The sequence below is a fragment of the Flavobacterium sp. LK-23 genome (assembly GCF_058135255.1).
The window spans coordinates 41,384-67,725 of sequence record NZ_JBYUVT010000019.1 but is presented as its reverse complement, the minus strand read 5'-3'; the positions used below and the strand labels follow the sequence as shown (position 1 = coordinate 67,725).

General features: G+C 33.7%; 23 protein-coding genes. 15 read left to right on the top strand and 8 right to left on the bottom strand.

Annotated features, from left to right (window positions below; all coding sequences use genetic code 11):
- Positions 1-452 precede the first annotated feature (452 nt).
- The 4 genes from AC3Y25_RS20725 (at position 453) to AC3Y25_RS20710 (ending at position 2,241) form a co-directional block, all read left to right on the top strand.
- On the top strand, positions 453-833 hold the full coding sequence (locus AC3Y25_RS20725; RefSeq protein ID WP_095931610.1) for a DoxX family protein: 381 nt from the start codon (positions 453-455) through the stop codon (positions 831-833).
- 13 nt (positions 834-846) lie between these two features.
- A complete protein-coding gene (locus tag AC3Y25_RS20720; RefSeq protein WP_379801489.1) occupies positions 847-1,056 on the top strand; it encodes a hypothetical protein in 210 nt (69 codons plus the stop codon).
- A 181-nt stretch (positions 1,057-1,237) separates the two neighbouring features.
- Complete coding sequence (locus tag AC3Y25_RS20715) at positions 1,238-1,744, top strand: DinB family protein (RefSeq protein ID WP_489904034.1); 507 nt, start codon at positions 1,238-1,240, stop codon at positions 1,742-1,744.
- Positions 1,745-1,773: 29 nt separating this feature from the next.
- On the top strand, positions 1,774-2,241 hold the full coding sequence (locus AC3Y25_RS20710; protein WP_427874330.1) for a DUF1440 domain-containing protein: 468 nt from the start codon (positions 1,774-1,776) through the stop codon (positions 2,239-2,241).
- A gap of 159 nt (positions 2,242-2,400) precedes the next feature.
- Here AC3Y25_RS20710 and AC3Y25_RS20705 read toward each other — a convergent pair whose 3' ends face one another.
- Positions 2,401-2,562 carry a DUF1328 family protein gene (locus AC3Y25_RS20705; RefSeq protein ID WP_008467744.1) on the bottom strand — a complete coding sequence of 54 codons (162 nt, stop codon included), beginning with the start codon at positions 2,560-2,562 and terminating at the stop codon, positions 2,401-2,403.
- A 273-nt stretch (positions 2,563-2,835) separates the two neighbouring features.
- On the opposite strand from AC3Y25_RS20705, the gene AC3Y25_RS20700 reads away from it, so the two are divergent.
- The 8 genes from AC3Y25_RS20700 to AC3Y25_RS20665 all read left to right on the top strand — a co-directional run bounded on the left by AC3Y25_RS20700 (position 2,836) and on the right by AC3Y25_RS20665 (position 13,521).
- A complete protein-coding gene (locus tag AC3Y25_RS20700) occupies positions 2,836-3,891 on the top strand; it encodes a glycoside hydrolase family 130 protein (protein WP_489904033.1) in 1,056 nt (351 codons plus the stop codon).
- A complete protein-coding gene (locus AC3Y25_RS20695; protein ID WP_489904032.1) occupies positions 3,872-6,142 on the top strand; it encodes a glycosyltransferase in 2,271 nt (756 codons plus the stop codon). The genes AC3Y25_RS20700 and AC3Y25_RS20695 overlap by 20 nt, the downstream gene beginning before the upstream one ends.
- Before the next feature lie 264 nt (positions 6,143-6,406).
- Positions 6,407-7,165, top strand: coding sequence for an MlaE family ABC transporter permease (locus AC3Y25_RS20690; RefSeq protein WP_250836507.1), 759 nt, complete (start codon positions 6,407-6,409; stop codon positions 7,163-7,165).
- 4 nt (positions 7,166-7,169) lie between these two features.
- Positions 7,170-7,946, top strand: coding sequence for an ABC transporter ATP-binding protein (locus tag AC3Y25_RS20685; protein WP_371611641.1), 777 nt, complete (start codon positions 7,170-7,172; stop codon positions 7,944-7,946).
- Between the two features lie 23 nt (positions 7,947-7,969).
- The gene (locus AC3Y25_RS20680; RefSeq protein WP_489904031.1) at positions 7,970-8,806 is read left to right on the top strand and encodes an MlaD family protein; all 837 of its coding nucleotides are present in this window, start codon (positions 7,970-7,972) and stop codon (positions 8,804-8,806) included.
- 181 nt (positions 8,807-8,987) lie between these two features.
- A complete protein-coding gene (locus tag AC3Y25_RS20675) occupies positions 8,988-11,807 on the top strand; it encodes an AsmA family protein (RefSeq protein WP_489904030.1) in 2,820 nt (939 codons plus the stop codon).
- A gap of 2 nt (positions 11,808-11,809) precedes the next feature.
- Positions 11,810-12,325 (top strand): low affinity iron permease family protein, encoded by a 516-nt coding sequence (locus AC3Y25_RS20670; protein ID WP_489904029.1) that lies wholly within the window; start codon positions 11,810-11,812, stop codon positions 12,323-12,325.
- Positions 12,322-13,521 carry an NAD(P)/FAD-dependent oxidoreductase gene (locus AC3Y25_RS20665; protein WP_489904028.1) on the top strand — a complete coding sequence of 400 codons (1,200 nt, stop codon included), beginning with the start codon at positions 12,322-12,324 and terminating at the stop codon, positions 13,519-13,521. Before AC3Y25_RS20670 ends, AC3Y25_RS20665 begins: the two co-directional genes overlap by 4 nt.
- Positions 13,522-13,599: 78 nt before the next feature.
- Here the strand turns inward: AC3Y25_RS20665 and AC3Y25_RS20660 are convergent, their stop codons facing one another.
- Both AC3Y25_RS20660 and AC3Y25_RS20655 read right to left on the bottom strand, forming a co-directional pair.
- On the bottom strand, positions 13,600-14,553 hold the full coding sequence (locus AC3Y25_RS20660) for a bifunctional helix-turn-helix transcriptional regulator/GNAT family N-acetyltransferase (protein ID WP_489904027.1): 954 nt from the start codon (positions 14,551-14,553) through the stop codon (positions 13,600-13,602).
- Positions 14,554-14,998: 445 nt separating this feature from the next.
- Entirely contained in the window at positions 14,999-16,024 is a 1,026-nt protein-coding gene (locus tag AC3Y25_RS20655) for a helix-turn-helix domain-containing protein (protein ID WP_379801499.1), read from the bottom strand.
- A 160-nt stretch (positions 16,025-16,184) separates the two neighbouring features.
- On the opposite strand from AC3Y25_RS20655, the gene AC3Y25_RS20650 reads away from it, so the two are divergent.
- Both AC3Y25_RS20650 and AC3Y25_RS20645 read left to right on the top strand, forming a co-directional pair.
- Positions 16,185-16,670, top strand: coding sequence for a DNA-deoxyinosine glycosylase (locus AC3Y25_RS20650; RefSeq protein WP_427874339.1), 486 nt, complete (start codon positions 16,185-16,187; stop codon positions 16,668-16,670).
- A gap of 300 nt (positions 16,671-16,970) precedes the next feature.
- A complete protein-coding gene (locus AC3Y25_RS20645) occupies positions 16,971-17,405 on the top strand; it encodes a DUF6526 family protein (protein ID WP_489904026.1) in 435 nt (144 codons plus the stop codon).
- Between the two features lie 174 nt (positions 17,406-17,579).
- On the opposite strand, the gene AC3Y25_RS20640 is transcribed toward AC3Y25_RS20645, so the two are convergent.
- The 3 genes from AC3Y25_RS20640 to AC3Y25_RS20630 all read right to left on the bottom strand — a co-directional run bounded on the left by AC3Y25_RS20640 (position 17,580) and on the right by AC3Y25_RS20630 (position 21,306).
- Positions 17,580-18,746 carry a hypothetical protein gene (locus tag AC3Y25_RS20640; protein WP_489904025.1) on the bottom strand — a complete coding sequence of 389 codons (1,167 nt, stop codon included), beginning with the start codon at positions 18,744-18,746 and terminating at the stop codon, positions 17,580-17,582.
- Positions 18,747-19,347: 601 nt separating this feature from the next.
- Positions 19,348-20,769, bottom strand: coding sequence for an MATE family efflux transporter (locus AC3Y25_RS20635; RefSeq protein WP_489904024.1), 1,422 nt, complete (start codon positions 20,767-20,769; stop codon positions 19,348-19,350).
- A 60-nt stretch (positions 20,770-20,829) separates the two neighbouring features.
- Complete coding sequence (locus AC3Y25_RS20630) at positions 20,830-21,306, bottom strand: MarR family winged helix-turn-helix transcriptional regulator (protein ID WP_427874343.1); 477 nt, start codon at positions 21,304-21,306, stop codon at positions 20,830-20,832.
- Positions 21,307-21,480: 174 nt separating this feature from the next.
- Here AC3Y25_RS20630 and AC3Y25_RS20625 point away from each other — a divergent pair, with 174 nt between their 5' ends.
- Positions 21,481-22,392, top strand: coding sequence for a hypothetical protein (locus tag AC3Y25_RS20625; protein ID WP_489904023.1), 912 nt, complete (start codon positions 21,481-21,483; stop codon positions 22,390-22,392).
- Between the two features lie 548 nt (positions 22,393-22,940).
- Here the strand turns inward: AC3Y25_RS20625 and AC3Y25_RS20620 are convergent.
- Both AC3Y25_RS20620 and AC3Y25_RS20615 read right to left on the bottom strand, forming a co-directional pair.
- Complete coding sequence (locus AC3Y25_RS20620) at positions 22,941-24,959, bottom strand: glycoside hydrolase family 97 protein (RefSeq protein ID WP_489904022.1); 2,019 nt, start codon at positions 24,957-24,959, stop codon at positions 22,941-22,943.
- 25 nt (positions 24,960-24,984) lie between these two features.
- On the bottom strand, positions 24,985-26,229 hold the full coding sequence (locus AC3Y25_RS20615) for a glycoside hydrolase family 99 protein (protein WP_489904021.1): 1,245 nt from the start codon (positions 26,227-26,229) through the stop codon (positions 24,985-24,987).
- Positions 26,230-26,342: the final 113 nt, after the last annotated feature.

The window sequence follows — 26,342 nt, the reverse complement described above, 5'->3', positions numbered from 1 at the left end:
TCGACTTCGCTCAGGAAGACAATACTTTATAGAGCTACTTGCGGAGATCCCTCGTTCCTCGGGATGACAAACTGAATTACTTTGCAAATACTTCTCACCCATTTTTTTCCTCATTTAATGTCATGCTGAGCGAAGTCGAAGCACTCGCACAGTTAAGCACACTAAATAGATTCAGCATGCGATCCTTCGACTTCGCTCAGGAAGACACTAAAAACCTGTAACCCTTTGTAGCTTTGAACCTTTAAACTTTGAGACTCCGCGCCTTTGCGAGAACTATTTTCAATCTAAAATCCATATTCTATATTCTATATTCTAAAATCTACATTCTAAAATCCAAAATCAAAATCTTGTCCCAAATGCCCCCAAAATAGTCATAAATAGGTATTTCATGAAAAAATAAGAATAGTATATTTGTAATACATTAACTAACAACCATTTAAAACAAATACCCAATGAAAACAACAAAAATTATTTTTTGGACTACTACTATTTTAATCTTTCTATTCGAAGGCGTTATGCCAGCCTTAACCTCTCAAACTGAATTGGCCAAGGAAGGAATCAAACATCTAGGATATCCAGAGTATTTTGGAAATGCATTAGTTGTATTTAAAATTCTCGGAGTTTTAGCTTTAATTATTCCACAAGTTCCGGGACGAATAAAAGAATGGGCGTATGCAGGATTTGCTTTCGATTTTATTTTTGCTTCGATAAGTCATTTTGCGGTAGACGGAATCGGTTTTCAAGGATTCTTCCCTCTAATCGTTTTTGCCGTTTTAATTGTATCGTATGTAACATATCATAGAATACATCGTTATAAAAACATAGCACTCTAACAACCAAAACTTTATGATTGAAGTTTTTAAAACAAATGTTCAAGAAGCTACTCAATGTTCGATCATCATTGAGAAGCTTCTTGAGCATTATCCAGACAGCTCGATCAACTTCGATTTAGAAGATTGCGACAAAATCCTCCGTATTCACGCACCCGATTTTTCGAATACAAAAATTATCGATATTTTAAATTCGCACGGTTACTTCTGCGAAGCACTTCCATAAAAAATTAACACTTCTCAAATATTTGATTTCTAGTGTTTTAATATTTTTTATTGTATATTTGAAGGAGTACCAGTTTCCCTAATTCTATAAATTAAATTTCACAGATAATGTACTGAGGTTTTATAATAAACCAATCGGTAAACATAAACTGTCGAATTTTCTATTTCTAAAATTAAAAAAAATGAAGAGCGCTATTCAAAATACCATACTGGAAACCTACACTAAATTGCATGATTTAGTTTCCTCTTTTTCAAAAGAAGAAATCAATATTGTTCCGTTTGAAGGGAGCTGGACTGCTGGTCAAACCACACAGCATATTATTCTGGCCTGCTCTGGTCTGACTATGCTTTTTGCAGGAAAAACAGAAAAAACAACTAGAGAACCTGATGAAAACGTAAAAGCTCTAGACGCTATATTTTTAGACTTCTCTACCAAATACCAATCACCCGAAAATATAAAGCCCCCAGATATCGAATACGAAAAAGGCACTCTGTTAACTTCTATCAAAAAAATACAAAATGATTTGTTTGAAGCGGCAGAAACATACGATTTAACGCTTACTTGTCTGGACGCTAAAATACCTGGATTTGAACATTTCACCATTTATGAATGGCTTCATTTTGCCATTGTACATACGCAGAGACATACGCATCAGTTACAATCGATTTACGAATACATTAAAAAATAATAGAGCAGTATTTAACTAAAACTATTTTTATGAGATCAAAAGTTAGAACCATTGTTTCATCTGGTTTAGTTGCAGGAACATTAGACATCACTGCCGCTATTTTGATTTATGCAGGAATATTACATAAAACAACAGCAGAAAAAATTTTACAATCTATTGCAAGCGGTATTTTTAAAAAAGAAGCCTACACGGCAGGTACAGAAATGACTTTTGTGGGTTTAGGACTTCATTTCTTAATTGCTTTTATTTTTGCCTGGTTTTATTTTAAGATTTTCCCTTATATCCCATTTTTTAAAATAAATACTTTACTGTCGGGAGTCTCATACGGGTTCTTTATTTGGGTCATCATGAATCTTGTTGTTCTGCCCATTGTATTTCCTGTTTTACCAGAAAAGAAATTAGACTTTCCCCTTTTATTATCAATTATAATCGTAATTTGCTGCGTAGGAATACCAATTGCTTTTATAACGAGAAAGTATTACGCTAAATGGTATTAGAAAAAGTGACAAAGGCCCAAAGGTTAAAAACTTTGAAGCTTTGGTACTTTGAACCTCTGAACCTTTATAAAAAATGGCATTAAAAAAAAGGTCGAAAGTGACAAAGGCTCAAAGGCAAAACTTTGCTACTCTGAACCTTTGAACCTTTATAAAAAAAAATTAAACTTTTCTTCTTCCTGTAATTAATGAAATGATAAACAGGACTAAAAAAATGAAGAATAAAACTTTTGCAATGCTTGCAGCTCCAGCAGCAATACCGCCAAAACCAAAAATTCCAGCTATAATAGCAAGAATTATAAATATAACTGTCCAACGTAACATAGTAGTGATTTTTTAAGTTCTTAATATGACTGTTTTATAAGCCTTTTTTGTTTGATTCAAAGTTCTCTTATTCTTACAAATCTTATTAACTCTATACGCTTAATTGTTATCCCTATAAAATTAAACTAAAGCCAGAGCACACAGCAGTTTCACTATTATTTGCAAGCCTTACAGAATTACCATGTTTATGCTTTTGAGTTAATTTTTTGATCGATTGGATTAATTGCCGCTTCTATACTAAAGTAATTTTAGATAAAATTTTTAACCATAACGATGGAAGCTACAAAACATGGAGTCATTTTAGAAAAAACAGATCGAACTTTTGAAGAATTAGGTGTTTTAAATCCTGCAATTTATCAAGACGAAAATACTGTTCACATGTTTTACAGAGCTGCAAAAAGAGGGAATTTTTCGACCATTGGTTACTGCCGTTTTGAAGGACCAACCACTTTAGTCGAAAGAAATTCACAGCCCATTTTTGTACCAGATTATATTTATGAAATTCATGGTGTAGAAGATCCGAGGATTACCAAGATTGACGATAGGTTTTACATGACTTATGTTACTTATGACGGAATTAACGCCTGTGCTGCATTGGCAGTTTCAAAAGATTTAAAAGTTTTTAAAAAGAAAGGAATTATAACGCCAAAATTTATGCTTCACGAATTTACAAATTTGATTCGTAAGCATTTACAGAATCCAAGTATCGCTAAGATTTTGGCTTTTAATACCGAAAGAAATTATCCGCTGACAGAAACTATGAAAGAGAATCTGTTTGTTTGGGATAAAAATGTAGTTCTTTTTCCGAAAAAATTCAATGGAAAATTTGTTGCCTTGCATCGCATATTTCCATCGATTCAGATTTTTTCGTTTGAAAAGAAATCAGAATTAACAGAAGATTTTTGGAAAAACTATTTAAAAAATCTTCCAGATTACATTGTAATGGAACCTAAATATGATCACGAAACAAGTCATATTGGTCCAGGAGCCCCGCCAATAGAAACAGCAGATGGCTGGCTTTTAATTTATCATGCTGCCGAAAGAAGAGAAAAAGGATTGGTTTATCATGCCGCCGCTGTTTTACTGGATTTAGAAGATCCTTCAAAAGTTATAGCACGACTGCCTAAACCCATTATTACTCCTTCTGAATATTATGAAAGACATGGTTATGTCAATTATGTGGTTTTCCCGACAGGAACAGCCATTTTTGACGGCCAACTATATATTTACTATGGCGCTGCCGATGATAAGATTGCGGTAGCCTCCTTGAACCTGAACGAGTTATTAACCGAGCTAAAAAAGAATTCTCATGAAGACAATATCAAATAAATCAAAAATAGTTTTTTTATCTACTTTTCCGCCAACACAATGCGGCATAGCAACTTATACGCAAGATACCATAAAAGGAATTACAGACGTTTACGGTAAATCTATAAAATGTGAAATATGCGAACTGGTTAATGAACCAAAGGAGCATCCGACACAGGCCTATACCTTAAACACAAAAAATAAAGCAGAATATGCTAAAGTAGCAGAAGAAATCAATAAGGATGAAGCTGTGAAACTAGTTCATATTCAGCATGAATTTGGTTTGTTTTCAGGAAATTACGGAGATGATCTTTTAGACTTTTTAAATGTTATTAAAGCCCCTGTTACTTATACTTTTCATAGTGTAATTCCGAATCCGAATGACGAATTGAGAACATTCGTAAAGCTATTGTTGAGCTACAGTAATTCGGTTTTTGTAATGACTAATAAATCTAAAGAAATTCTAATTAAAGACTATGAAATTGATGAAGAAATAATTACTTGCGTGCCGCACGGAACCCATATTGTAATATATGAAACTCCAGAAAAGGCAAAAGAAAAATTAAATATTCAGGACAGATTAGTACTTTCAACTTTCGGCCTTTTGGGTGAAGGTAAAAATATAGAAACAGGCTTACAGGCTCTACCAAAAATTATCGAAAAGGCTCCAAATGCTCTATATCTAATTATCGGAAAAACACACCCCAATTTAATAAAAGACGGTGTCGATACTTACAGAGACAAATTAGAAGGCATAGTAAAAGAATTGAACCTTCAGGATAATGTTCGTTTTGTCAATCAATATTTAGATACAGATGCGCTTTTAGAATATCTACAAGCAACAGATATTTATATGTTTACATCCAAAGACCCGAATCAGGCAGTAAGCGGCACTTTTGCTTATGCAATGAGTTGCGCATGTCCGATTGTAGCTTCCAAAATTCCGCATACCAAAGAAGTATTAACTCCAGATTCTGGTATTTTAGTTGATATTGGAAATGTCGATCAGTTTGCTGAGGCCGCAATTAAATTGATCGGCGATGAGAATTTGAGACATGAAATGGGCATCAATTCTTTTACAAAAATGCGTGCCTCTTCTTGGGAAAATGCTGCAATAACTCATATGAATACGTATAAAAACCTGATCAAAAATCCGTCAGAAATAAAATACAGCTATCCTCCTATTCAGTTAAAACATATCAAAAAACTAACTACAGAATTAGGAATTATTCAGTTCAGTAAAATTTCTATTCCAGATTTAGATTCAGGATATACTTTAGATGATAATGCAAGAGCTTTAATTGCGTTCTGTATGCATTACAAACAAACTCAGGACAAAGACGATCTAGCTTATATTTTAATATACTTAGATTTTATTCAACGTTGTCAAAAACCAAAAGGAGACTTTATCAATTATGTTGATCAGGAAAACCGCGAACATGTAGAGCAAAATGCTGAAGTAAATTTAGAAGATTCTAATGCAAGAGCCATTTGGGCACTGGGAACTGTAGTCTCTATGTCAGACATTCTTCCTGAAGCTATTACCAAAAAAGCAACAAAATGTTTATTGAACTCTTTAAAATGGACCGAAACTATTCAGTCGCCACGTTCTATTGGTTTTGCAACAAAAGGTTTGTATTTGTACCATACTACAGTTCCTAATTTATACGTTGCCGCAATCATCAATAAATTGAATGCTAAACTTTTGGCTAACTATGAAGATACCGCAACAGAAGATTGGCAATGGTTTGAAAATTATCTGACTTACGGAAACGGAACTCTACCAGAATCAATGTTGTATGCTTATTTAATTACCAATAAACCAGTGTATAAAAAAGTAGCACTAGATTCATTAGACTTCTTAATTTCTAAAACATTTGTCGATGGAAACTTTAAAGCCATTTCTAACCAAAGCTGGCATCATAAAGGTTCAGAGCCTGATCAATATGGTGAACAGCCCATTGATGTTACTTACACAATTCAAACTTTAAATGCATTTTATAATGCCTTTAAAACACCAGAATATAAAAAGAAAATGAAAGCGGCGTTTAACTGGTTTTTAGGTAAAAATCATTTAAATCAGATTATGTATAATCCTGTAAGCGGCGGGGGTTATGACGGACTTGAGAAACACAATGTAAACTTAAACCAAGGTGCAGAATCGACGGTTTGTTACTTAACTGCAAGATTATTAATGGAAAAACTAGCCATGTCACAATCGCGTGTTATTCCGATACAAAAATCAAGAAGCGGCATTGCTATAAATTTATAAGAAAAAATACTGGAGCTAACCAAATACTTCATTTTTAAACCCTGAAAATCCCTTTCTTAATGAAAGGGATTTTTTGTTTGCGGACACTAACGTCAAAGTGCTTTAATTATTGTGAGCTTATGAAAATTATATAAGGCTGATGAAAAGTTGTGTAATATATTTTAACAAGTATTGAGCTAACTTTCCTATATAATTTAATGATTTGAAAAAAGTGTTAAATAATTGATTTTCATTTCACATCATTCACATTAAAACCAAAACATTTTGATCGTTGCTATTAAAAATACATTCGCCGAAATTGGAGAGACCACCTTATTCGCCAAAAGGTTTTTTAAGGAGGTTTTTATTCCGCCCTATGAGACCAAGGAGTTTCTAAAACAATGTTATGTTATAGGATACAAATCTCTGCCATTGGTAGCAATTACCGGTTTTATAATGGGATTGGTACTTACCCTGCAATCGCGTCCGACGTTGGTAAAATTTGGTGCAGAATCTTGGCTTCCTGGAATGGTGGCGCTTTCGCTGATAAGAGAAATTGCACCCGTAATTACTGCATTGATTTGTGCCGGAAAAATTTCATCTGGAATTGGAGCCGAATTAGGATCAATGAAAGTAACCGAACAGATTGATGCTATGGAAGTTTCTGCCGTTAATCCGTATAACTATTTAGTGGTAACAAGAGTGCTAGCCTGCACTTTGATGGTTCCGCTTTTAGTGTTTTTTGCAGATGCTGTCGGAATCATTGGCGGTTATGTAGGCATTAACATTCATGGCGATGTCAACTTCTATAGATTTTTAACTCAGATCATTCAATCCTTAGAATTCTTAGATCTCTTTCCAGCCACTATTAAAACTTTCTTTTTTGGATTTTTTATAGGAATGATTGGCTGTTACAAAGGTTTTAATGCTTCTAACGGAACAGAAAGTGTGGGTCAGGCTGCCAATTCTGCTGTTGTAACAGCGTCGTTGAGCATTTTTATTATTGATATGGTTGCTGTACAAATAACCGACTTATTCTTTTAAAATGATGAAAGAAAAACTACATAAAGAACCCAAAACAAAAGAGAAAGATAAAACTCCCATTATCGAGATTAAAGATCTTCATAAAACTTTTGGAAAAGATAATGCCGTTTTAAAGGGAGTAAATCTTACTTTGAATAAAGGCGAAGATTTAGTGGTTTTAGGACGTTCAGGCTCTGGAAAATCAGTCACGATAAAATGTATCGTTGGATTGATTGAGCCAGACAAAGGCGAAATCAAAGTTTTTGATGAAAACGTTCTTAATATTTCAAAAAGCGAGCTGAATGAAATTAGAGTCCGAATCGGATTTTTGTTCCAAAGCGGGGCACTTTACGATTCGATGTCCGTTAGAGAAAATCTCGCTTTTACCTTGACCAAACACAAACGCGATTTAAGCCAAGAAGAAGTTGATAATGAAGTAATGGAAGCATTAGAAAGTGTAGGACTAGCCGATGCCGTTGACAAAATGCCTTCTGAACTTTCGGGCGGTATGAAAAAAAGAATTGGTTTGGCGCGCACGCTAATCTTAAAACCAGAAATTATTTTGTACGATGAACCCACAACAGGTTTGGACACGATAACTTCAAGAGAAATCAGCGAATTGATCTTGGATATTAAACACAAACAAAAAACTTCTTCCATCATTATTACTCACGATATGGCCTGCGCAAAAATGACCGCCGATCGAATTGTAGTTTTAAAAGAAGGAGTTATTCACGCCGAAGGAACATACGAAGAATTAGAAAAAGACGAAGACGAATGGGTACGCTCATTTTTTGAATAAAGCAAAATAAAATAATAGAAATCATGGAAAAGGAATCTGGATATACTTGGAAATTAGGAATGTTTGTAACGATAGGTTTACTGCTTTTTATAATGGCCGTATATTTTATCGGAAAACAGCAAAATCTTTTTGGTTCAACCTTTCATATTAGTTCTCAGTTTAAAACTGTAAGCGGTTTAGAAGTCGGAAATAATGTTCGCTTTTCTGGAATTAATGTTGGAACAGTAGAACAAATTCAGTTAAAAAATGACTCGACAGTACGAGTTGTTTTGGTCATGAAAGAAGAAGTTCGAAAATTCATTAAAACGGACGCCACGGCCAGTATTGGTTCAGATGGTTTAATGGGCGATAAAGTTTTAACCATTTCTCCAGGTGCTAAATCCCAAAAAGAGATTGAAGACAACGGGCAGATTGCTTCTGTTGACGGAATTGAAATGCACGATATAATGAAAAGCGTTAAGAAAAGCGTCGATAATATAGGTGTGATTTCAGACGAAATAGCCATTTTTAGCCACAGCATGAACAACGGAAACGGCGCTTTAGCAAGATTGGTCAAAGATGATAAAATGGCTAACAGCGTTTCGAATACGCTTTCTAATCTAGAAACAGGTACAAAAGGTTTCAGTGAAAATATGGAAGCGGCAAAAAGCAATTTCCTATTTAGAGGCTATTTCAAGAAAAAAGAAAAAGAGAAAAAAGAGAAACAAGAAGAAAGAAAAGAGAAACAAGAGGAAAAGAAAGAAAAGCAAGAAGAAGCTAAAAAAGAGAAAGAAGAAAAAGCTGCCAAAGAAAAGGAGCAAAAAGAGAAAGAAGAAAAGCAAAAACAGGAAGACGCTAAAAAGGCAGAAACTAAAAATTAAATTCCAAATTTTTAAACTCCAAATTCCAATTCTCATTTTATGTCTTCCTGAGCGAAGTCGAAGGATCGCATGTTTAATCTATTCTTTGCGTTCTTAGGACGTGTCCTTCGACTTGGCTCAGGAGGACAAATATTTTGAAAAGCCTAGTATATCAAAATTCACAATTCACAATTAAAACTATATGCCAAGTCAATTCAAACATACCGCCTTAAAAGTTTTAAAAATTACTGGAATTACGATTGCGGTAATTTTGTTTTTGCTGTTTATCATTCCGTTGCTATTTCCTGGAAAAATTGCTTCGGAAGTGAAGAAAATTGCGAACGAACGTCTGGATACGAAATTGGAATTTACAAAATCTAAACTTTCCTTTTTTACGCATTTTCCATCATTGACTGTTTCGCTAGACGATTTATCGTTAACAGGATCTAAACCTTTCAGCAATGATACTTTATTAAGAGCCGATCAGGTTGCATTTGGAATTGATATCAAAAGGCTACTTTTTGACAACGAAGTTAAAATCAATAAACTGTATGTTTCCGATGCTTTAATAAATGTAATGGTCAACACAAAAGGTCAAGCCAATTATAATATTTATGTAGCACCCGAAGATCGAAACAAAAAAGAAGATCCGAATGCTCCAGAAGAAGGAACAGCAATTCGATTGGAACGCATCGATTTACAAAACTGCCACGTAAAATATAACGACCGTTCGGCAAAGATTCTAGTTGATGCAAAAGGCTTTAATTATATCGGAAAAGGAAATTTGAGCGAAGATATTTTTGACTTGGCAACCGATGCTAAAATTGACGAACTGGATTTTTATTATGATCGAACTGGCTACTTAAGAAAGAAAAAAGTCAGTGCCGATTTAATTACCCGAATCAATACACACGCACTTACTTTTATTTTACAAAAAAATGAACTTCATATCAATAAACTCCCTTTAAAGTTTACTGGTCTTTTTTCCATTTTAAGAGATGGGTATAAAATCAATATTAAAGCGGCTTCAGAGAATACAACGGTAAAAGATTTATTGTCTGTAATGCCACCCGAATATTTAACGTGGCTGGAAAGAACAGAGATTTCAGGACGTAGTGATTTACTGCTCACTTTTAAAGGAAACTATAACGTTCAGAAAAAACAAAAACCAAACTTAGCTTTCAATTTAAAAATTAATGAAGGCTCGGTAAATTATAAAAATGCGCCAGTTCCTTTAACCGATTTCCAAATGGATCTAAATGCTATGCTTCCATCTTTAGATACGGAACAATTGCTGGTTAATTTGAGAACCTTAAAATTTAAAGTGGGCGAAAAAGATTATTTTAGTGCTTATCTTCACAGCAAAGGTTTAAGCGAAATGTCGATTAATGCAAGCGTGAAAGGCGCTTTAGACCTTGCTGTTGTTGATGCTGCTTTAGGATTGGAAAATATGGATTTGAAAGGAATTCTAAAAACCGATATTAAGGCTCGAGGCGTTTTTAGCACAACAAAAAAATTATTTCCAAAAACGATTGGAGGCATTTCATTGCGAAACGGCTGGCTTAAAACAAAATATTATCCCAATCCTATTACCAATATCACTTTTATAGCTAATATGCTGAATAAAGCGGGAACTTATGAGGATTTGATTGTTGCTGTAGCGCCTTTTTCTTTTGTTTTTGAAGGAAATCCGGTTTATGTCAATGCCACTTTATCCGATTTTAGCGATTTGGCTTATAATGCCAAAATTAAAGGCGAACTGAATGTAGGCAGAATCTATCAGGTTTTCTCTCAAAAAGGGCTTGACTTAACAGGCTACGCCAAAGCAGATCTTTCGTTAAAAGGAAAACAAAGTTATGCTACGACGGGTCAGTACGATAAACTGGACAACAGAGGAACATTACTGCTAAAAAACATAAAAGCAACTTCAGAATTATTTCCGAAAGCTTTCTATATCAAACAAGGGAATTTCCGTTTTCAGAATGAAAAAATGTGGTTTGAAAAATTCAATGCTTCGTATGGAAAATCCGATTTTGACATCAACGGTTATCTGCTCAATACCATCAATTATTTCTTAGAATCAAAAGGGACTTTGAGCGGCAATTTCAACTTAAAATCAAAATTGATTAATGTAGATGAATTTATGGCGCTTGAAGAAGGCGAAAATAAAGATCGAAACCTAGAAGTTGAATATGCTAAAGAAGATCATCCGAAAATGAGCGGCGTGGTCATTATTCCAGAAAACCTAAATGTCACTTTAAATGCAAATGCAGACAAAATAGAATTCAATAAATTGACATTTAACAAACTAAATGGAAAAATAGGTGTAAAAAAAGAAGGATTTTACTTAGAAAATATTACCTTTAATATCATTGACTGTGTTTTAGGGATTAATGCATTGTATAAAGACGAGTCTCCGATTTCTGCCCATTTTGATGCTCATTTTACAGCAAAAGACTTTGATGTACAACGAGCTTACAAAGAAATCCCGATGTTTCATGATATGGTTACCGCCGCTGAAAAAGCGCACGGAATAATCTCTGTTGACTATAAAGTAAAAGGAGATTTAAACGGAAATATGGGGCCTATTTATGAATCTATGCATGGCGGAGGAACCATTAATTTACGTGATGTTCAAATTAAGGGTCTGAAACTTTTTGACGGAATTAGTTCTAAAACAGGACAAAATGGTTTGAACAATCCTGACATGAAAGGAATTGAAATCAAATCGACTATAGATAAGAATCTTATAAATATTGAGCCATTTACCTTTAGCGTAGCTAGTTTTAGGCCCACTATTAAAGGAACTACAAGCTTTGACGGACTTCTGGATTTAAGAATGCGTTTAGGACTTCCGCTTTTCGGAATTATAGGTTTTCCAATTGTAATTACTGGAACACACGACGCTCCAAAAATTAAAATATTCAGTAAAACAGGACAAGAAATTAATCCGGCTGTTTACGATGAAAAAAACAATAAGGTAATTCGAAAAGAAAAAGTTAGCAAATCCAAAACAAAATAGAAATGAATTCAAAATCTCAGCATAAAAACAGTTCATTCGAGAAGTTTGCTTCAAAAGTTTCTAAAGCCGCTGGAAGCACACCAGCTTTTATTGGAGCTCTATTTCTTGTTATTGCCTGGGCTATTTCAGGGCCAATTTTCGATTATTCTGAAACTTGGCAATTGGTAATCAATACAGGCACAACGATTATCACTTTTTTAATGGTTTTTTTGATTCAAAAAGCACAAAATAAAGATTCTCTTGCCATTCAGTTAAAATTAAACGAGCTAGTGGCATCCAATGATTTATCGAGTAATAGTCTTGTTGATGTCGAAAATATGACCGAGGAAGAGATGAAGATTATTCAGAAATATTACCATCACTTAAGCCAGTTGGCAAAAAAAGACAAAACGATTAGAACATCGCATTCTATTGCCGAAGCAGAAGAAGTTCATAGTCGCAAAAAAGCAAAAAAAAGTAAACCAGATACTATTAAAAAAACTACCAAAAACACTTCTAAAAAAATAACCAAAAAATGAAATTGAGCTCTACTGAAACGTATTGGCCATTAAAAAATGCCATAAAACAAAGTTATCCTTCAATAGATTCTGATATCCACACCGACATTTTGATTATTGGTGGAGGCATAACAGGAGCTTTAACAGCATACAAATTATTAAATGAAGGAAAAAAAATTATTCTTGTAGACCGCAGAGATGTCTGTGGCGGAAGCACTTCTGGCAGTACAGCCTTATTGCAATATGAAATTGATGTTCCTTTGCATCAACTCATAAAACTACGTGGCGCTAGATGTGCCATAGACAGTTATCAAAATGGAAAAAAAGCCATTTTCGATCTTCGAAATATAATTGATACTGTGGGATGCGATTGTGGTTTTGAGTTTAAAAAAAGCGTCTATTTTACTACACTAAAAAAAGATGTTCCTTATCTAAAAAATGAATTTAAAGCTAGGAAACAGCATGGTTTCGAAATCAGCTGGTTAAGCAGATCTGAATTGCAAAAAATGGGATTGAATGCAATTGCTGGCGTAGAATCTAAAACCGCTGCTGTTATGGATCCGTTTAAATTGGCAACCGATCTTCTGTTTCATTGCCATGAAAAAGGAATGCAGATTTTTGACCGAACCAATATCGCTTCTATTCAGCATCAAAAAGGCAAAATTATTGCAACCACTGACAATAAATGTTCTATTACAGCAGATCATATCATACATTGCACAGGTTACGAAAGCACAGAAATGCTAAAAGAAAAAGTGGTGGATTTAAAAAGCACTTACGTTATCACTTCTGAAAGTCAGTCTGATCTTCCAGAGAATTTTAAAAACACTATTTTTTGGGACACAGCATCTCCTTATCATTACATTAGAACTACAGATGATAATCGCATCATAATGGGCGGAGGAGATGAGGATTTTAAAGACGCAACGAAACGAGATAAATTGCTTCCTAAAAAAGAAACCTATCTTTTAAAGCAATTCTTTAAAAGATTCCCTGATTTAAATTTTAAAATTGATTATTCCTGGGCAGGCACTTTTGGAGAAACCAAAGACGGTCTTCCCTATTTCGGAAAACCTAATCCGAGAAAAAACGAACATTACATTTTGGGTTTCGGAGGTAACGGAATCACTTTTAGCGTCATTGGAATGAATTCGATCTTGGATTCACTTAATAACAAAAAAAATACAGATTTAGATTATTATAGATTTGGAAGATAAAAAAAGATGCTAAGGTTCTAAGATACTAAGTTGCTAAGTTTTTTTCTTAGAGTCTTAGCATCTTAGAACCTTAGTAACTTAACCAAGCACCAACTCCATTTGAATATTACAACGCTTATAAGGCGTTTCTAGACCAAACACTTTCTCAAAACCTAATTTATAATAGAGATTTATTGCGGGCTTTAGAACTGTATTACTTTCTAAATATATATTTTTTGCTCCCAACTCTTTTGCAGAATTTAATATTGCTTGACCAAGAAGCCAACCTATATTTTTTCCTTGCGCTTTTGGAGAAACAGCCATTTTTGCCATCTCAAAATCATATTCCGAATTATTCATTTTAATTAAAGCGCAGACACCTACAGGTTCATTTTCATCCAGAGCCACAAGAATTTTTCCTCCTTTTTTCAGAATATATTCTTCAGGATTATCGAGCGCTTTATAATCGGCTTCTTCCATTTCGAAATAAGTTGAAATCCATTCTACATTTAACGCTCTAAAGGCTTCCTGATATTCTGATTTATATTCTACAATTTTTACATCTTTGCTTTCTCTCTTTTTCTTTTGTTCACTAACTCTTTTAATTAAAGATTTTTGCTCCAACAAAAACTCCCATTCTTCCAGTGCAGCCCACAGATTATGTTTGCTTTCCGCAATTATTCCTTCAATTGCAACATCAATATCTTCTAGCTGCTGTTTGATTTTCTTCGAAATCAAAATTCCTTTTTCAGTAAGAACGACATTATTCTTTCTCTTATCCTCAGTTTTTGCGCTTTCTTCAATCAACCCAGCACCAATCATTTCCTGAATAATTTTACTGACAGAAGGCTGAGAATGTCCAATTTCATTAGCAATTTCAGTAATGGTAATTTCGCGTTCTTCTGCCAAAGTATAAAATACAGGAAACCATTTCGGTACAAATTCAACCCCATACAATTCATATATTTTGGCAGCATCATCTGTAACAACTGCAGTCATTAAACGCAAACGGCTTCCTAATGCCGCTTTTCCAACTTTATCAAAAAATTCCATAATAAATAATCAATTATATAACTAATTATACAAATATATGTTTTTTTTTATATACTAAGAAACTAAGGTTCTAAGATTCTAAGTTTTTTTTTCAAACTATAGAATTTTAGAACCTTAGCGTTTATCTTTTTGAGAGGCTAAGTTATTAAGATTCTAAGGATCTAAGTTTTCCTTTAAAAAAAAACTTAGAATCTTAGTAACTCAGAACCTTAGCAACTTAAAATATATTGTGCTTTAGAGCTAGCGACAGTATTTTTTTGAGAGGCTAAGTTGCTAAGATTCTGAGGTTCTAAGTTTTCCTTAAAAATGCTTAGAAACTTAGCAACTTAAATATATTATGCTTTTAAGCTAACGACAGTATTTATTTTTAAGATGGTGAAATATAAGTTTTCTCAAAAAAAAAACTTAGAATCTTAGCATCTCAGAACCTTAGCAACTCCGGCCGTTAGGCCGTAATAGCCAACGAATTCAAATTAAACTTATATTCTTTTGGGCTGCAGTTGAATTTTTGTTTGAATATTTTAGAGAAATAGCTTCTGCTGGTGAAACCAATGCAGTATACAATTTCTGAAATATTTAAATCAGATGTTCTAATTAGAATTTCGGCTTTTAGAACACGCATGTGTGTGATGTAATCGTTTACTGTACGATTATGAATCATTTTGAAACCCTCTTGAAGTTTATTTGGAGACAAACCAGATCTTTTACTTAAGGCCTTAATAGAAAATGCCTCTTCTGGACTTGTTTTAATAAACTCTGACAGTTCTTTTATTTCTTCCATTTCTCTTAAAGTTAATCCGTTTGATTCATTTGCAAAAGCATGCAAATCATCTGAATGCTGTTGGATTTCCATTGCCAAAATAATTCTCATGATGCCTTCTTTCAGCAAATTTCTTACAATTCCTTTTTGTGTGATGGAATTAAGCTGCTCTATTTTTTCTGCAATCTGCAAATTATACGAACCAATATAAAAGAAATCTGTTACTTGATTATTTTCAAAAAAAGTATCTTTTACCTGCTGATTTAAAGAATGAGTTTGACTTGCAGCATCAATTTGAGTACCAACAATAATTAAAGTAAGTTTTGTTTTTTTACCTTTTTCAAAAAAGAGAACATTATCCTGGTTTTGTTTTGATGTTACAATTGCGGTTTGAAAAGTTTTTAATTTTCGTTCCTCACCATTTAATCCAAAACTGTGCGAAAGGTTTCCTTTAGAACAATAAGCAAAATAAATAGGCGACGATTTTACATTTAAAAAATCCAATCTCACATCTGCAGAAAATGTCATATCAAACTGAACATAAGAGATATTATCATTAAAGGAAGCTCCAATAATAGAACCTTCTGCAAAACTGTTTTCTACTTCAAGTGCATATTCGTCTAAATCAAAATTCACTTTTCCGCCAAAACTAGTCTGAAGTTCATCAAATATATTTTGAGTTTTTTCTGTATTTATAGTAACTATTTTCATGGTTTGCCGGATTTAAAATTATAATTTGCTAAAAAGATTATTTTCTAGAAATCTGAAATTCAAAGTTCGTTTAAAGACAAGCCAAAAATGTTATATAATTTTTTGGTTTTGTTTTATAATTCCTTATAAATGTTTATTTTAACATATCTATTTATCCAGCATGAAAAGTTTTTCCTTTGCCCCTATTAGTTCTCCCTCTTCTAAAATTCTCATTTTAGGCACAATGCCTGGAACAAAATCTTTAGAGCTGAATCAGTATTATGGTCATAATCAGAATAACTTTTGGAAGTTTATGTTTCAGATTCTAGGAGAAGAGTTTTCTACTGATTACGAAACGCGAAAAAACTTATTAATCAAAAACAATATTGCGCTTTGGGATGTCTTACAATTTTGCGATCGAGTTGGAAGTTTGGACAGTGCGATTAAAAACGAAATAGCAAATGACTTTGAAGATTTTTTGGAAACACATCCTCAAATAGAAAGTATTCTTTTTAACGGGCAAAAAGCAGCCGCGTTTTTTAAAAAATATGTTCACTTAACAAAAGAATATAAAACATTCACACTTCCATCAACTAGTCCGGCCAATGCTGGCAAGACTTTTCAGGATAAATTAAACGAATGGAATATCATTAAAACCTTATTATAAACACCAGCATTTTATACAATTAAAATGCAAATATTGAAATCATGTAACTTTTTCGCTTTAAAGTATAACAAAAATCATCCACTCTCAATCTAATTTTACATCAAAGAAAAATAAGCCATAGTGAAGATTTAATGAACGAAATGGAAAGGCTTTCTTCTTATTAAAATTGACAAAGCAAACTGTAAAAAGTTTAGTCTATAAAGAGAACATTGGTTATGTTAGTTTATTTTTGGGAAAAAGCTACTCTATAGAAATATAGAGTAGTTTTGTTTTTATAGGCTACCATTAAAAGATAAAAACATGAAAATTCAGACCTATTATAATCATATACGGTTTTATACACCGCATCATTTTATATATTATCCCATTTTAATTTTGTTCTTGGCTGCCAGTATTTATTTGGCCATTACGACAGAAGATCATTTAATATGGACATTTATCAGCGTGGCTTTTGTGTTTCTTTTTGCACTCGCTTATATGCTGCGCCAACATTATGCATTGACACTACAAAACAGAATTGTACGCTTAGAAATGCGCTACCGCTATTTTACCTTGACAGGCAAAAGATTCGAAGAATTTGAATACAAACTTACAGACGATCAGATTTTTGCCTTACGTTTTGCACCAGATAACGAATTGGTTCCGCTTGTTGAAGATACTTTAAAAAATAGCTTAACAGGCGATGCAATCAAAAAAGCAATTGTGCACTGGAAAGCAGATTATCATAGGGTTTAATAATAACAATGGCAAAAGTCAATAGCAATTACAATAGCAAAGTTCAATAATAATATCAATTTTTAATTTTTAAAATTAATTATTGAATTTTACCATTGACATTGATTTTTACCATTGCCATTGAATTTTGACATTGACTTTTGCCATTGTTATTGCTATTGATTTTTGAAATTGTTATTGAACTTTCTTTTTATTAAAAATAAGATAAAATAGAGACAGCAATACGCCAACTACCAAAATTACAGCAAAATAGATTGCAGCGATATTGGGATGTAAATAGTTTGGCTCGTAAAATAATTTATCTAGTGTTTTAAATTTTTCTGCTAAAGCCTTTCTATTAAAATTATTTCTAATTCCATTAAGCGGTTCATTTTGATTATCTCTATAGTGATATACATCTTGAGTCAGTAACTTCGGAATCAGGTTTGTTTCTATATTGTATTTTCTTAAAAGTGTATCTAATCTTTGAAAAGTATACGTTACCGAATCTTTTTTAGCATTATAGAGCAATTTATAGCGATCTACAGCTGCATTATATTTTTGCTTATCTACAGAATCTCCTTTTACAGGATTAAATAAAGACTTATTTTCTAAGAAAATACAAATATCTTCATCATGTTCTGGACGCACCGACACACTCTTAAAAATAATTTCTGTGCTATCTCCCACAATTCTTTTTGAGATCACTCTTTTGTGCAATTCCTCTTTATCAAAACCAATAATATCAAAAATACTATCCGCTTTACTTTTCGTTTTATCAAAAGTGCTCGTTAAAGCTTTTATGGTATCAATGCTATAATAATTGGTTTCTATAATCGGAAATTCGCCAGGTACAATTGTATCGTCTTCCTTAATTACCGGATAAGGTTTTGGATATAAAATATTCTCATAATTAAATAGTTTTTCAGAACTATAGGAAGTGTATGCGTATAAAAACGGATTTAAGACATTGATCAGTTTTTTGTCATTATTAAAATCATTTTCAGACAATTCTGATTTCAGTTTAGCATTCATTCCGAAACTATAGCTAATAAAAAACGAAAAAGTCAGAAATGAAATAAAAAGTAAACAACCCGCGATTTTAAGTAGATTCCCTCCTTTATAACCTTCTCTAGAATGATTTCGAATCAAAAAAATCAAAAAGAAAAGCAAAAACAAACCACTTACAAAAAAGTGCGAAATCGAAACGTCATCGTAAAATTTGAATCGGTAAAACTCCGTGTAGGTATTAATATTCTTTAGTCCTTTAAAAGTAAAATAACCGTATAAAAAGTAAGCTAAATGAATTAAGGCTAATACTATAAAAGATTTTATGAAATAACGTTTTAGATTTTTGGTCATCTTTAAAAGGTGCTAAGGTTCTGAGATTTTAAGATATTAAGGTTCTAATATACTTAAAATTTATCTTGCCTTTCATAAAAATATATTTACAAAATTAAAAAGAAAAATAATCTGGGCGTGCCACCATTATAAAAAAAGGGCAAATAATAGCAACGCATATTCGCCCTTTTTTCATAATGCTGTCGGGCTGTCCATGCTGCTTCGGCAGCTTATTCCCATCCCTCACGCAATCACGGTTTCAAAACAACCTCCCGAAACATTTAGCCACAATAAACCCAATCGACAATAAATTTCTGCCAATTTTTGGTTGCAAAGGGACAAAGTTGCAAAGAGACAAAGGTTTTATAGGTATTTGTATTTTGTAAAAAGAAGTTTTCTGATACAGAAATCTGATTTTGCTAATCGCAAAAGATTTTCAGTAGAGAAGCACTGCTGTGCGCCTAAAACACAGGATATCCGTAATCTGCCAATCTTTGGTTAGATGCACTGCAGTTCATCTCTACAGTATGCCAGAATTTGATTTCGCTAGAAAAAAACTTAGAACCTTAGTATCTTAGCATCTTAGTATCTTAGTATCTTAGCATCTTAGCACCTCAGAACCTTACTTAGAAATATCAAACCCTTCCTTCACAATTTCGCTTTCCACTTTATCAATCAGTTTATTGGTTTTACCCGTAAGTCTTTCTTTTTTCCAATCGCCTTTTACGTATATGACAATCGTAATTAAAGCCGTTACAACAGAAGCAATCGGGAAAGCCCACCAGATTCCAATTTTACCCAAAGAAGTATTATGAGACAAAATAAAAGCCAGCGGAAACTGAATTACCCATTGCGAAACCAAAGTTAGAATCATAGGCAATTTTGTATTTCCAACAGCACGAAAAACACCAGTTAAACAAAGCTGTATGCCTAAAAATCCCCAAGAGAGACAAGTAATTCTCAATAACTCCGTTCCACCTTCAATAACGGCTTGATCATTTGGAACAAAAAATGCGATTAGATACGGTGCAAAAATAAAAGCAATGATTCCGAGACCAGTCAATAATCCGAAACCAAGATAGGCTCCCAATTTTGAAATTTCAGCAGCACGATCAACATTTCCAGCTCCAATATTTTGCCCAACAAGAGTTGCAATCGCCATTGATAAACCCAAAGCCGGAATTAAAATAAGCTGAATCAAATTGGAACCCGCACCATAAGAAGCAACCGTTAATGTACCAAAACGGACAATCAAAAATGTGATCGCCATCATTCCCAAAGCACGCATTGACTGCTCAATTGAAGACGGAAAACCAATCTCAAACGCTCTTTTGATATGTTTATAATCAGGTTTAAAATCGGAAATGCGAAGATGGATTCCGTGTTTTCCTCTAAACAAAATGGCAAATCCAATTATAATAGCCAGAAGCTGTGTAAATAAAGTTGCCAAAGCCGCCCCTTTTACGCCTAAAGCTGGAATAAATTTCCATCCGTAAATAAACAGCGGATCTAAGGCAAAATTCAAGATAACAGTTCCGAGAACAATATAAACAGGCAACGTTACGCGGCCTACACCTCGCATTATAGACTGAAAAATCATAAATCCGAAACTAAAAACAAGCCCCACAAAAGCTACTCTCATAAAACCTAAAGCATCTACATAAACCGTAGGCTCTACCTTTAGTAGGTATAAAAAGTATGGACTCAAAATATATCCTATAATTGACAGAAAAACAGAGACAATAATCACCATAGATAAAGTCTGTGCTGCCACGTGATTGACCATTTTTTGATTTCCGGCTCCAAAATATTGAGCAATTAAAATAGAACCCGCAATAGCCAATCCAGTTCCTAAAGCAATGGTTAAAAATATTACAGGCGTGCTTATTGAGACCGCCGCAACGGCATCACCGCCCAGACGCCCAACCCAAAAAGCATCTACCAACTGATATGCGGCTTGTAATAAATTAGCAATCATAATCGGAACGGCTAATTTTAATAATGAAGAAAGGATTGGCCCTTCTAATAATTCATTTTTTTTCATTTATTCAAAATAATTATTCAAAAATCAGTTGACATATCAACTTTTAAAATTCAAAAAAAATTAAAGAGTTTCTAACTTGTCTGCATAAGATCGTACCGCATTCAACGCTTCAATTCTTTCTTTTGGAGAAAAAACAGACATTACTTCTTCTTCTGCCCTTTTCATCAGCAAGCGAATATTTTTTGCTAGCGAAATTCCTTCATCTGTAAGACTTACAATATTTTTACGTTTGTCTATTTTATCTTTTACAACCTCAACAAGATTCTTTTTTTCAAGTGCTGATATACTTCTTAAAATAGACGATTTGTCTCGCATTGTTTTATCTGACAATTCTCTCTGCGAAAGACTTTTATGATGCAAAATCATCAACAATGGCAACTGTTCTAGCTGTAATGTAATTCCGGCTTCATTCATTAACGCATTGGTACGTCTGAAAATTGCACGTTTGATACGATGAATCTGAAAGAAGAAACTATCTGATATTTCTTCTTTCCAAAAATTTGAAAAACTTTCTTTATCGGTATGTTTTTTTTCCATGATGCAAAATTACAAAAAAGATTGACATGTCAACTATTTTTAAAACAAATCCTTATTTTACTGATATAAAATTCATTCACTAAAATAATTCGGTCAAAAAAAGAAAAATGAACGATTATTTTTACTAACTTTAAATGTTAAATATTGCCTAATAAAAACTTAAAAATTAATCTGATGAAACAATTATTTATTTTTTTGGTAATGATGCTCCTTTGGATTCCGTTAACCGCTCAAACTGTTGCTGAAGCCAGTAAAGAGGATAGCTTAACAACTTTTAAAACTGAAAAAGACGATTTTCAAGATAGTACTGTAGATGATCTGCCCTGGCACAATAGACGCTTTAAAGTTACTGCCGGCGCTTTTTTTCCTGTAAATAACACGCAAGTTAAAGTTGAAGGCAACAACGGAAATATAGGAACTGAGATTGATCTTGAAAATGATTTAGGATTTTCTAAATCAACTGTATCCTTTTTAGGAACATTTGATTGGCGCATATCCAAAAGGTCTCGATTAGGTTTTGAATATTTTGTATTAGACAGAACTGCAACAAAAACGTTGCAAAGAGATATTAATTTCGGAGATCATACTTACCCATTGGACGGAAGGGTTCAAGGTACTTTTAATGTACAGATTGCTAGAATTGCTTATGGGTATGCTATTTTATCTAAACCTAAATATCAAGCTGGTCTATTGATTGGGGCGCATGTTCTTTTCGCAGATTTAGGATTAAAATTAGAAGCTAATACACAAAGTGTAGAATATCGTGATACTTTTGATTTTACTGCGCCACTGCCAGACGTTGGAATTTGGGGCGAATTTGTTCTCGGAAAACGCTGGGGTTTATATGCCAACGTAAATTATCTTGCCGTAAAAATTGATGAAACCGATGGCCGAATCATAAGCTACAATTTATCGGTTTTATATAATGTTGTAGATAACTTTAGCCTTACTGCAGGTTATACTGGTTTGAACTTTAGAATAGATACGATTCAAGACCGATTAAACGGTTTCTTAAAATGGGGATATAACGGACCAACTATAACAGCGGTTTACACTTTCGGTAAGCATGTTAAAGTTACTAGATAAAGGTTCTGAGTTTTTTTAACCGCAAAGATTTACGCAAAGTTCGCAAAGTTTTTTTTAGCTGAATGGAATATTCTCGCAGAGGCGCAAAGTCGCAAAGTTTAAATACAAAGCTGTACGGAAAAAAGCTCTGAGTTTTTTTTAACCGCAAAGAGCGCAAAGATTTACGCAAAGTTCGCAAAGTTTTTTTTAGCTGAATAGAATATTCTCGCAAAGACGCAAAGTCGCAAAGTTTTTTATATTCTTTGCGACTTTGCGTCTTTGCGAGATTAAAATTTCATCAAAAAACTTTGCGAACATTGCAATCTTAAAAAATCTCTGCGAACTTTGCGAAAAAACTTTGCGTTCTTTGCGGTAAAATCATGCTCAAAGTATCTCCAACCTGAAACCTGAAACCTGAAACCTGAAACAAAAAAAATAAACCCGATAACTCTCCAGCTATCAGGTTTATTACCAAACTTAAACTTACTTAACTCAAAATAAAACTTTATAAATTTAGAATCTCAGAAGCTTAGAATCTCAGCATCTTAGAAACTTAGAATCTTAAAAAACTATTTTTCGATTGGAGTGAATTTTACTGCTGTTCCTCCTCCAGCTGCCAATTTGATATTTAAAACAGTTTTGTTGTTTACTTTTTGCTTAGAGATTGTAACTGGATATGGATTGGTTTTATAATTTGCCCCTTCTCCATCTGCGTAGATTTCTGCTTCGTATTCTTTGTTTTTGTCTAAAAATGACAAGGCTACTTTTAAGTCTCTTGCATTTCTATTTGTGATTGATCCTAAGTACCAATTTTTCTCATCCCAATCTTTACGGGCAATTGTAGTGTATTCTCCAATTTTAGAATCTAAAACTTTAGTATCCGACCAAGTACAAGGCACATCTTTTACGAATTGAAATTCTGGTTTTCCTTCATAGTTTTCAGGTAAATCAGATGCCATTTGCAGTGGGCTGAAAATAATTACATACAAGGCCAATTGATTAGCCAAAGTCGTCTGCACTTTTGCCCCAGAAGGCGTTTTATAATCAAAATTGAAATTCCCTGGTGTGTAATCAAACGGTCCAGAAAGCATTCTGGTAAATGGCAAAGTTGTTAAATGCTCTGGTGTATTTCCTCCATCTACAGACCATGCATTATATTCTTGTCCTCTTCCACCTTCTTGTGACATAAAGTTTGGATACGTACGCTGTAACCCCGTTCCTTTCATTGGTTCGTGGTTATCGATCATGATATGATATTTAGCCGCAGTTTCGATTACTTTTCTGTAATGACGTGCTCCATACTGGCTGTCATGCCATTCTTTTTTATCCAAATATTTATTTACATAACCCGTTTTAACCGAATTCACACCCATTTTTTGATACAGTTTGAAAGCCTCTTCCAGCTGGTTCTCATAGTTTTTAGTAGCACCAGCCGTTTCGTGATGCCCTATTAAACGAACATTTTTTACAGCAGCGTATTTGGTAATTTCTTCCAAATTAAAGTCTGGATACGCTTTTACAAAACTAAATGCAGAACCATCTGCAGTCCAGTCGCCATCCCAACCTTCATTCCATCCTTCAACCAAAACTCCGTCAAAACCATTTTTCGCAGCAAAATCAATATATTCTTTTGTGTTTTTGGTTGTTGCACCGTGTTTTGGGCCTTGTCCCCAAGTATATTTTTCTAAGTGCATTCCCCACCATATTCCAATGTATTTTGAAGGTGTGATCCAAGATAAATCTTCAATTTTTGAAGGCTCATTTAGATTCAGCATAATGGTCGAAGTTGCTACTTGTCCAGGATTCTTCCCAACCACAATAGTTCTCCAGGGTGTTTTAAAAGGTGTTTCTGCATATACTTTTACACCATCTGCCCATGGCACCAAATCACTTTTATATTGCTTGTCTGTAGCTTTTAAAAGCGTCATTGAGGCAAAATCTGTTAAGTTCGCTTCGTGAATAGCGACATATAATTTGTCTTTGGTTTCAAAAGTTGCCGGAGTATTGATCGTATCTGTTTTACTCATTAACGTTTTACGGTATTCACTTTCGTAGTAACTGTTTTCACGATGAACAGGAATCCACCAAACTTCATTATTATCTTTAAAAGTAAATTGTGTTATTTCATTAGAAATTTTCACTTTTCCTAAATGAGGCTGTTTTGGAAATTCATAACGAAATCCAACACCATCATCAAAAACTCTAAAGATAATATCGACCAAACGCTCCTCGCCTTTTGCTTCTTTTAAGTGAACAATAAGTTCGTTATGATGATCTCTAACTTTTTTGAATTCGCCCCAAGGCTGTTCCCAAGTTTCATCTGTCGATTTTTCTTCAGTCGAAACGACTTCAAATCCATCTGTCATTTTAGCTAAACCCTGAAATTCAAATCCCATAAGAGAAGGTTCAATAACCGATTTTCCGTTAGAAGAAAAACTATATTGAGGCTGTCCAGAAGGCGTTAATTCAAAAGTTAATTCAGAGATCTTTTCAGGAGAACTGATTTTATACGTTTTTTTAGTACTGCAGGCCATAACCAGCATTGATGCAAAAGCTATTAGGTAGTATCTATATTTTCTGTTTTTCATTATTTAAATTGTATTAATTACAGCTCTATTTTATTTCGCTTATTACTTGTTTTGCTTTTGCTGGCTGCATCGAAACAAAATAATTAAACGCTTGGTCGAGTTTTTTCTGGATTTCGACATTTCCTTTTTTCTGTACGCGTAAATCATACAATTTGCTAATATCTGGAAATACGCTTTCTGTATTTTTTACTCCAGAGAAAGTTTTTATTTTTTCGATAAACGAATAGCCAAATTCAACTGTTGGCTCAATCATGGTTCCTTCTCCGAAATCGTTCCACGTAATCAGCTGCAGGTAATTTATATTTGCATTTTTTGCCAAAGTCAAAGTTTCCTCAAGTGTCGCTCCATTGTTATGTTCGATCGTCCATCCAATTGCTGCACCTCCTCCGCCTTGAGCGTAAAAATCTTTAAAACCAGGATAAGCGCTACCCATTGCAACACCCAATTTTGGTTTGGTATTGGTGTAAAAATTAGTTAAGTAACTATTGTCTTTGTATACCCATGCATATTCGCCAGAAGCATTTTCTCCTGCCATTGAAGAGTGATCCCAAAGTGTCAAGAAAGTGGGTTTTACGGTTAAAGTATTAAAGACATTTGTCCATTCAGCGGGGGTCTGTAGCACAATTGGTCCAAAATTCATTAACAGCGGTTTACCATTAATCTTGATATAATTGGCATCAGAAAAATAATTCTTCTCTACATAAGCCAAATCTGTTTTTGCTGCACCGGTTACCGAAATTGCTTTTCCTGCATTAACCACATTGGTCAAAAATCGGTCTTCGTATACAATAGCATATTCTAAACCTACTTTATCAAGCATTTCGATTAATTGATCTGTATTCTCTTTGATCATTCCGTAATCGTTTACATCGTAAGTGCCGTACCAATCAATAAGAATTCCATCAATTCCTGAATATTTCATCAATAATAAATGATTTTCGATCACATTTTTATCGCCTGAGTGATAAGGACCAATCAGCGGATAATAGTACGATGCAATTTCTCTTCTTCCGTTTGCTCCTACGTTGTTCGGATTTTTATTGGCCATTGTCCAATGATATCCCCATTTTTTATCGGCACTACTTTCGTTGGTTTCAAACCACGGCATGTAATGCATATAAATTTTAGTGCTGTTGGTTTTCTCAATCGCAACAGGGTCTGTTTTCTCTGGTTCTACAGGTTTGTCTGAGCCTTTATCATCGCTGCTGCAACCGGCAACCATGGCAATGCTCATCAAACCAAAAACCAACGATGTGATATATCTTTTCATATTGAGATAATATTTATTTAGAACTCATGATTACTTTTTTTTGCCACAGATTAAAAGGATTAAAAAGGATTTTTTATAAAAAAATAATCTGTGAAAATCATTTTAATCTGTGG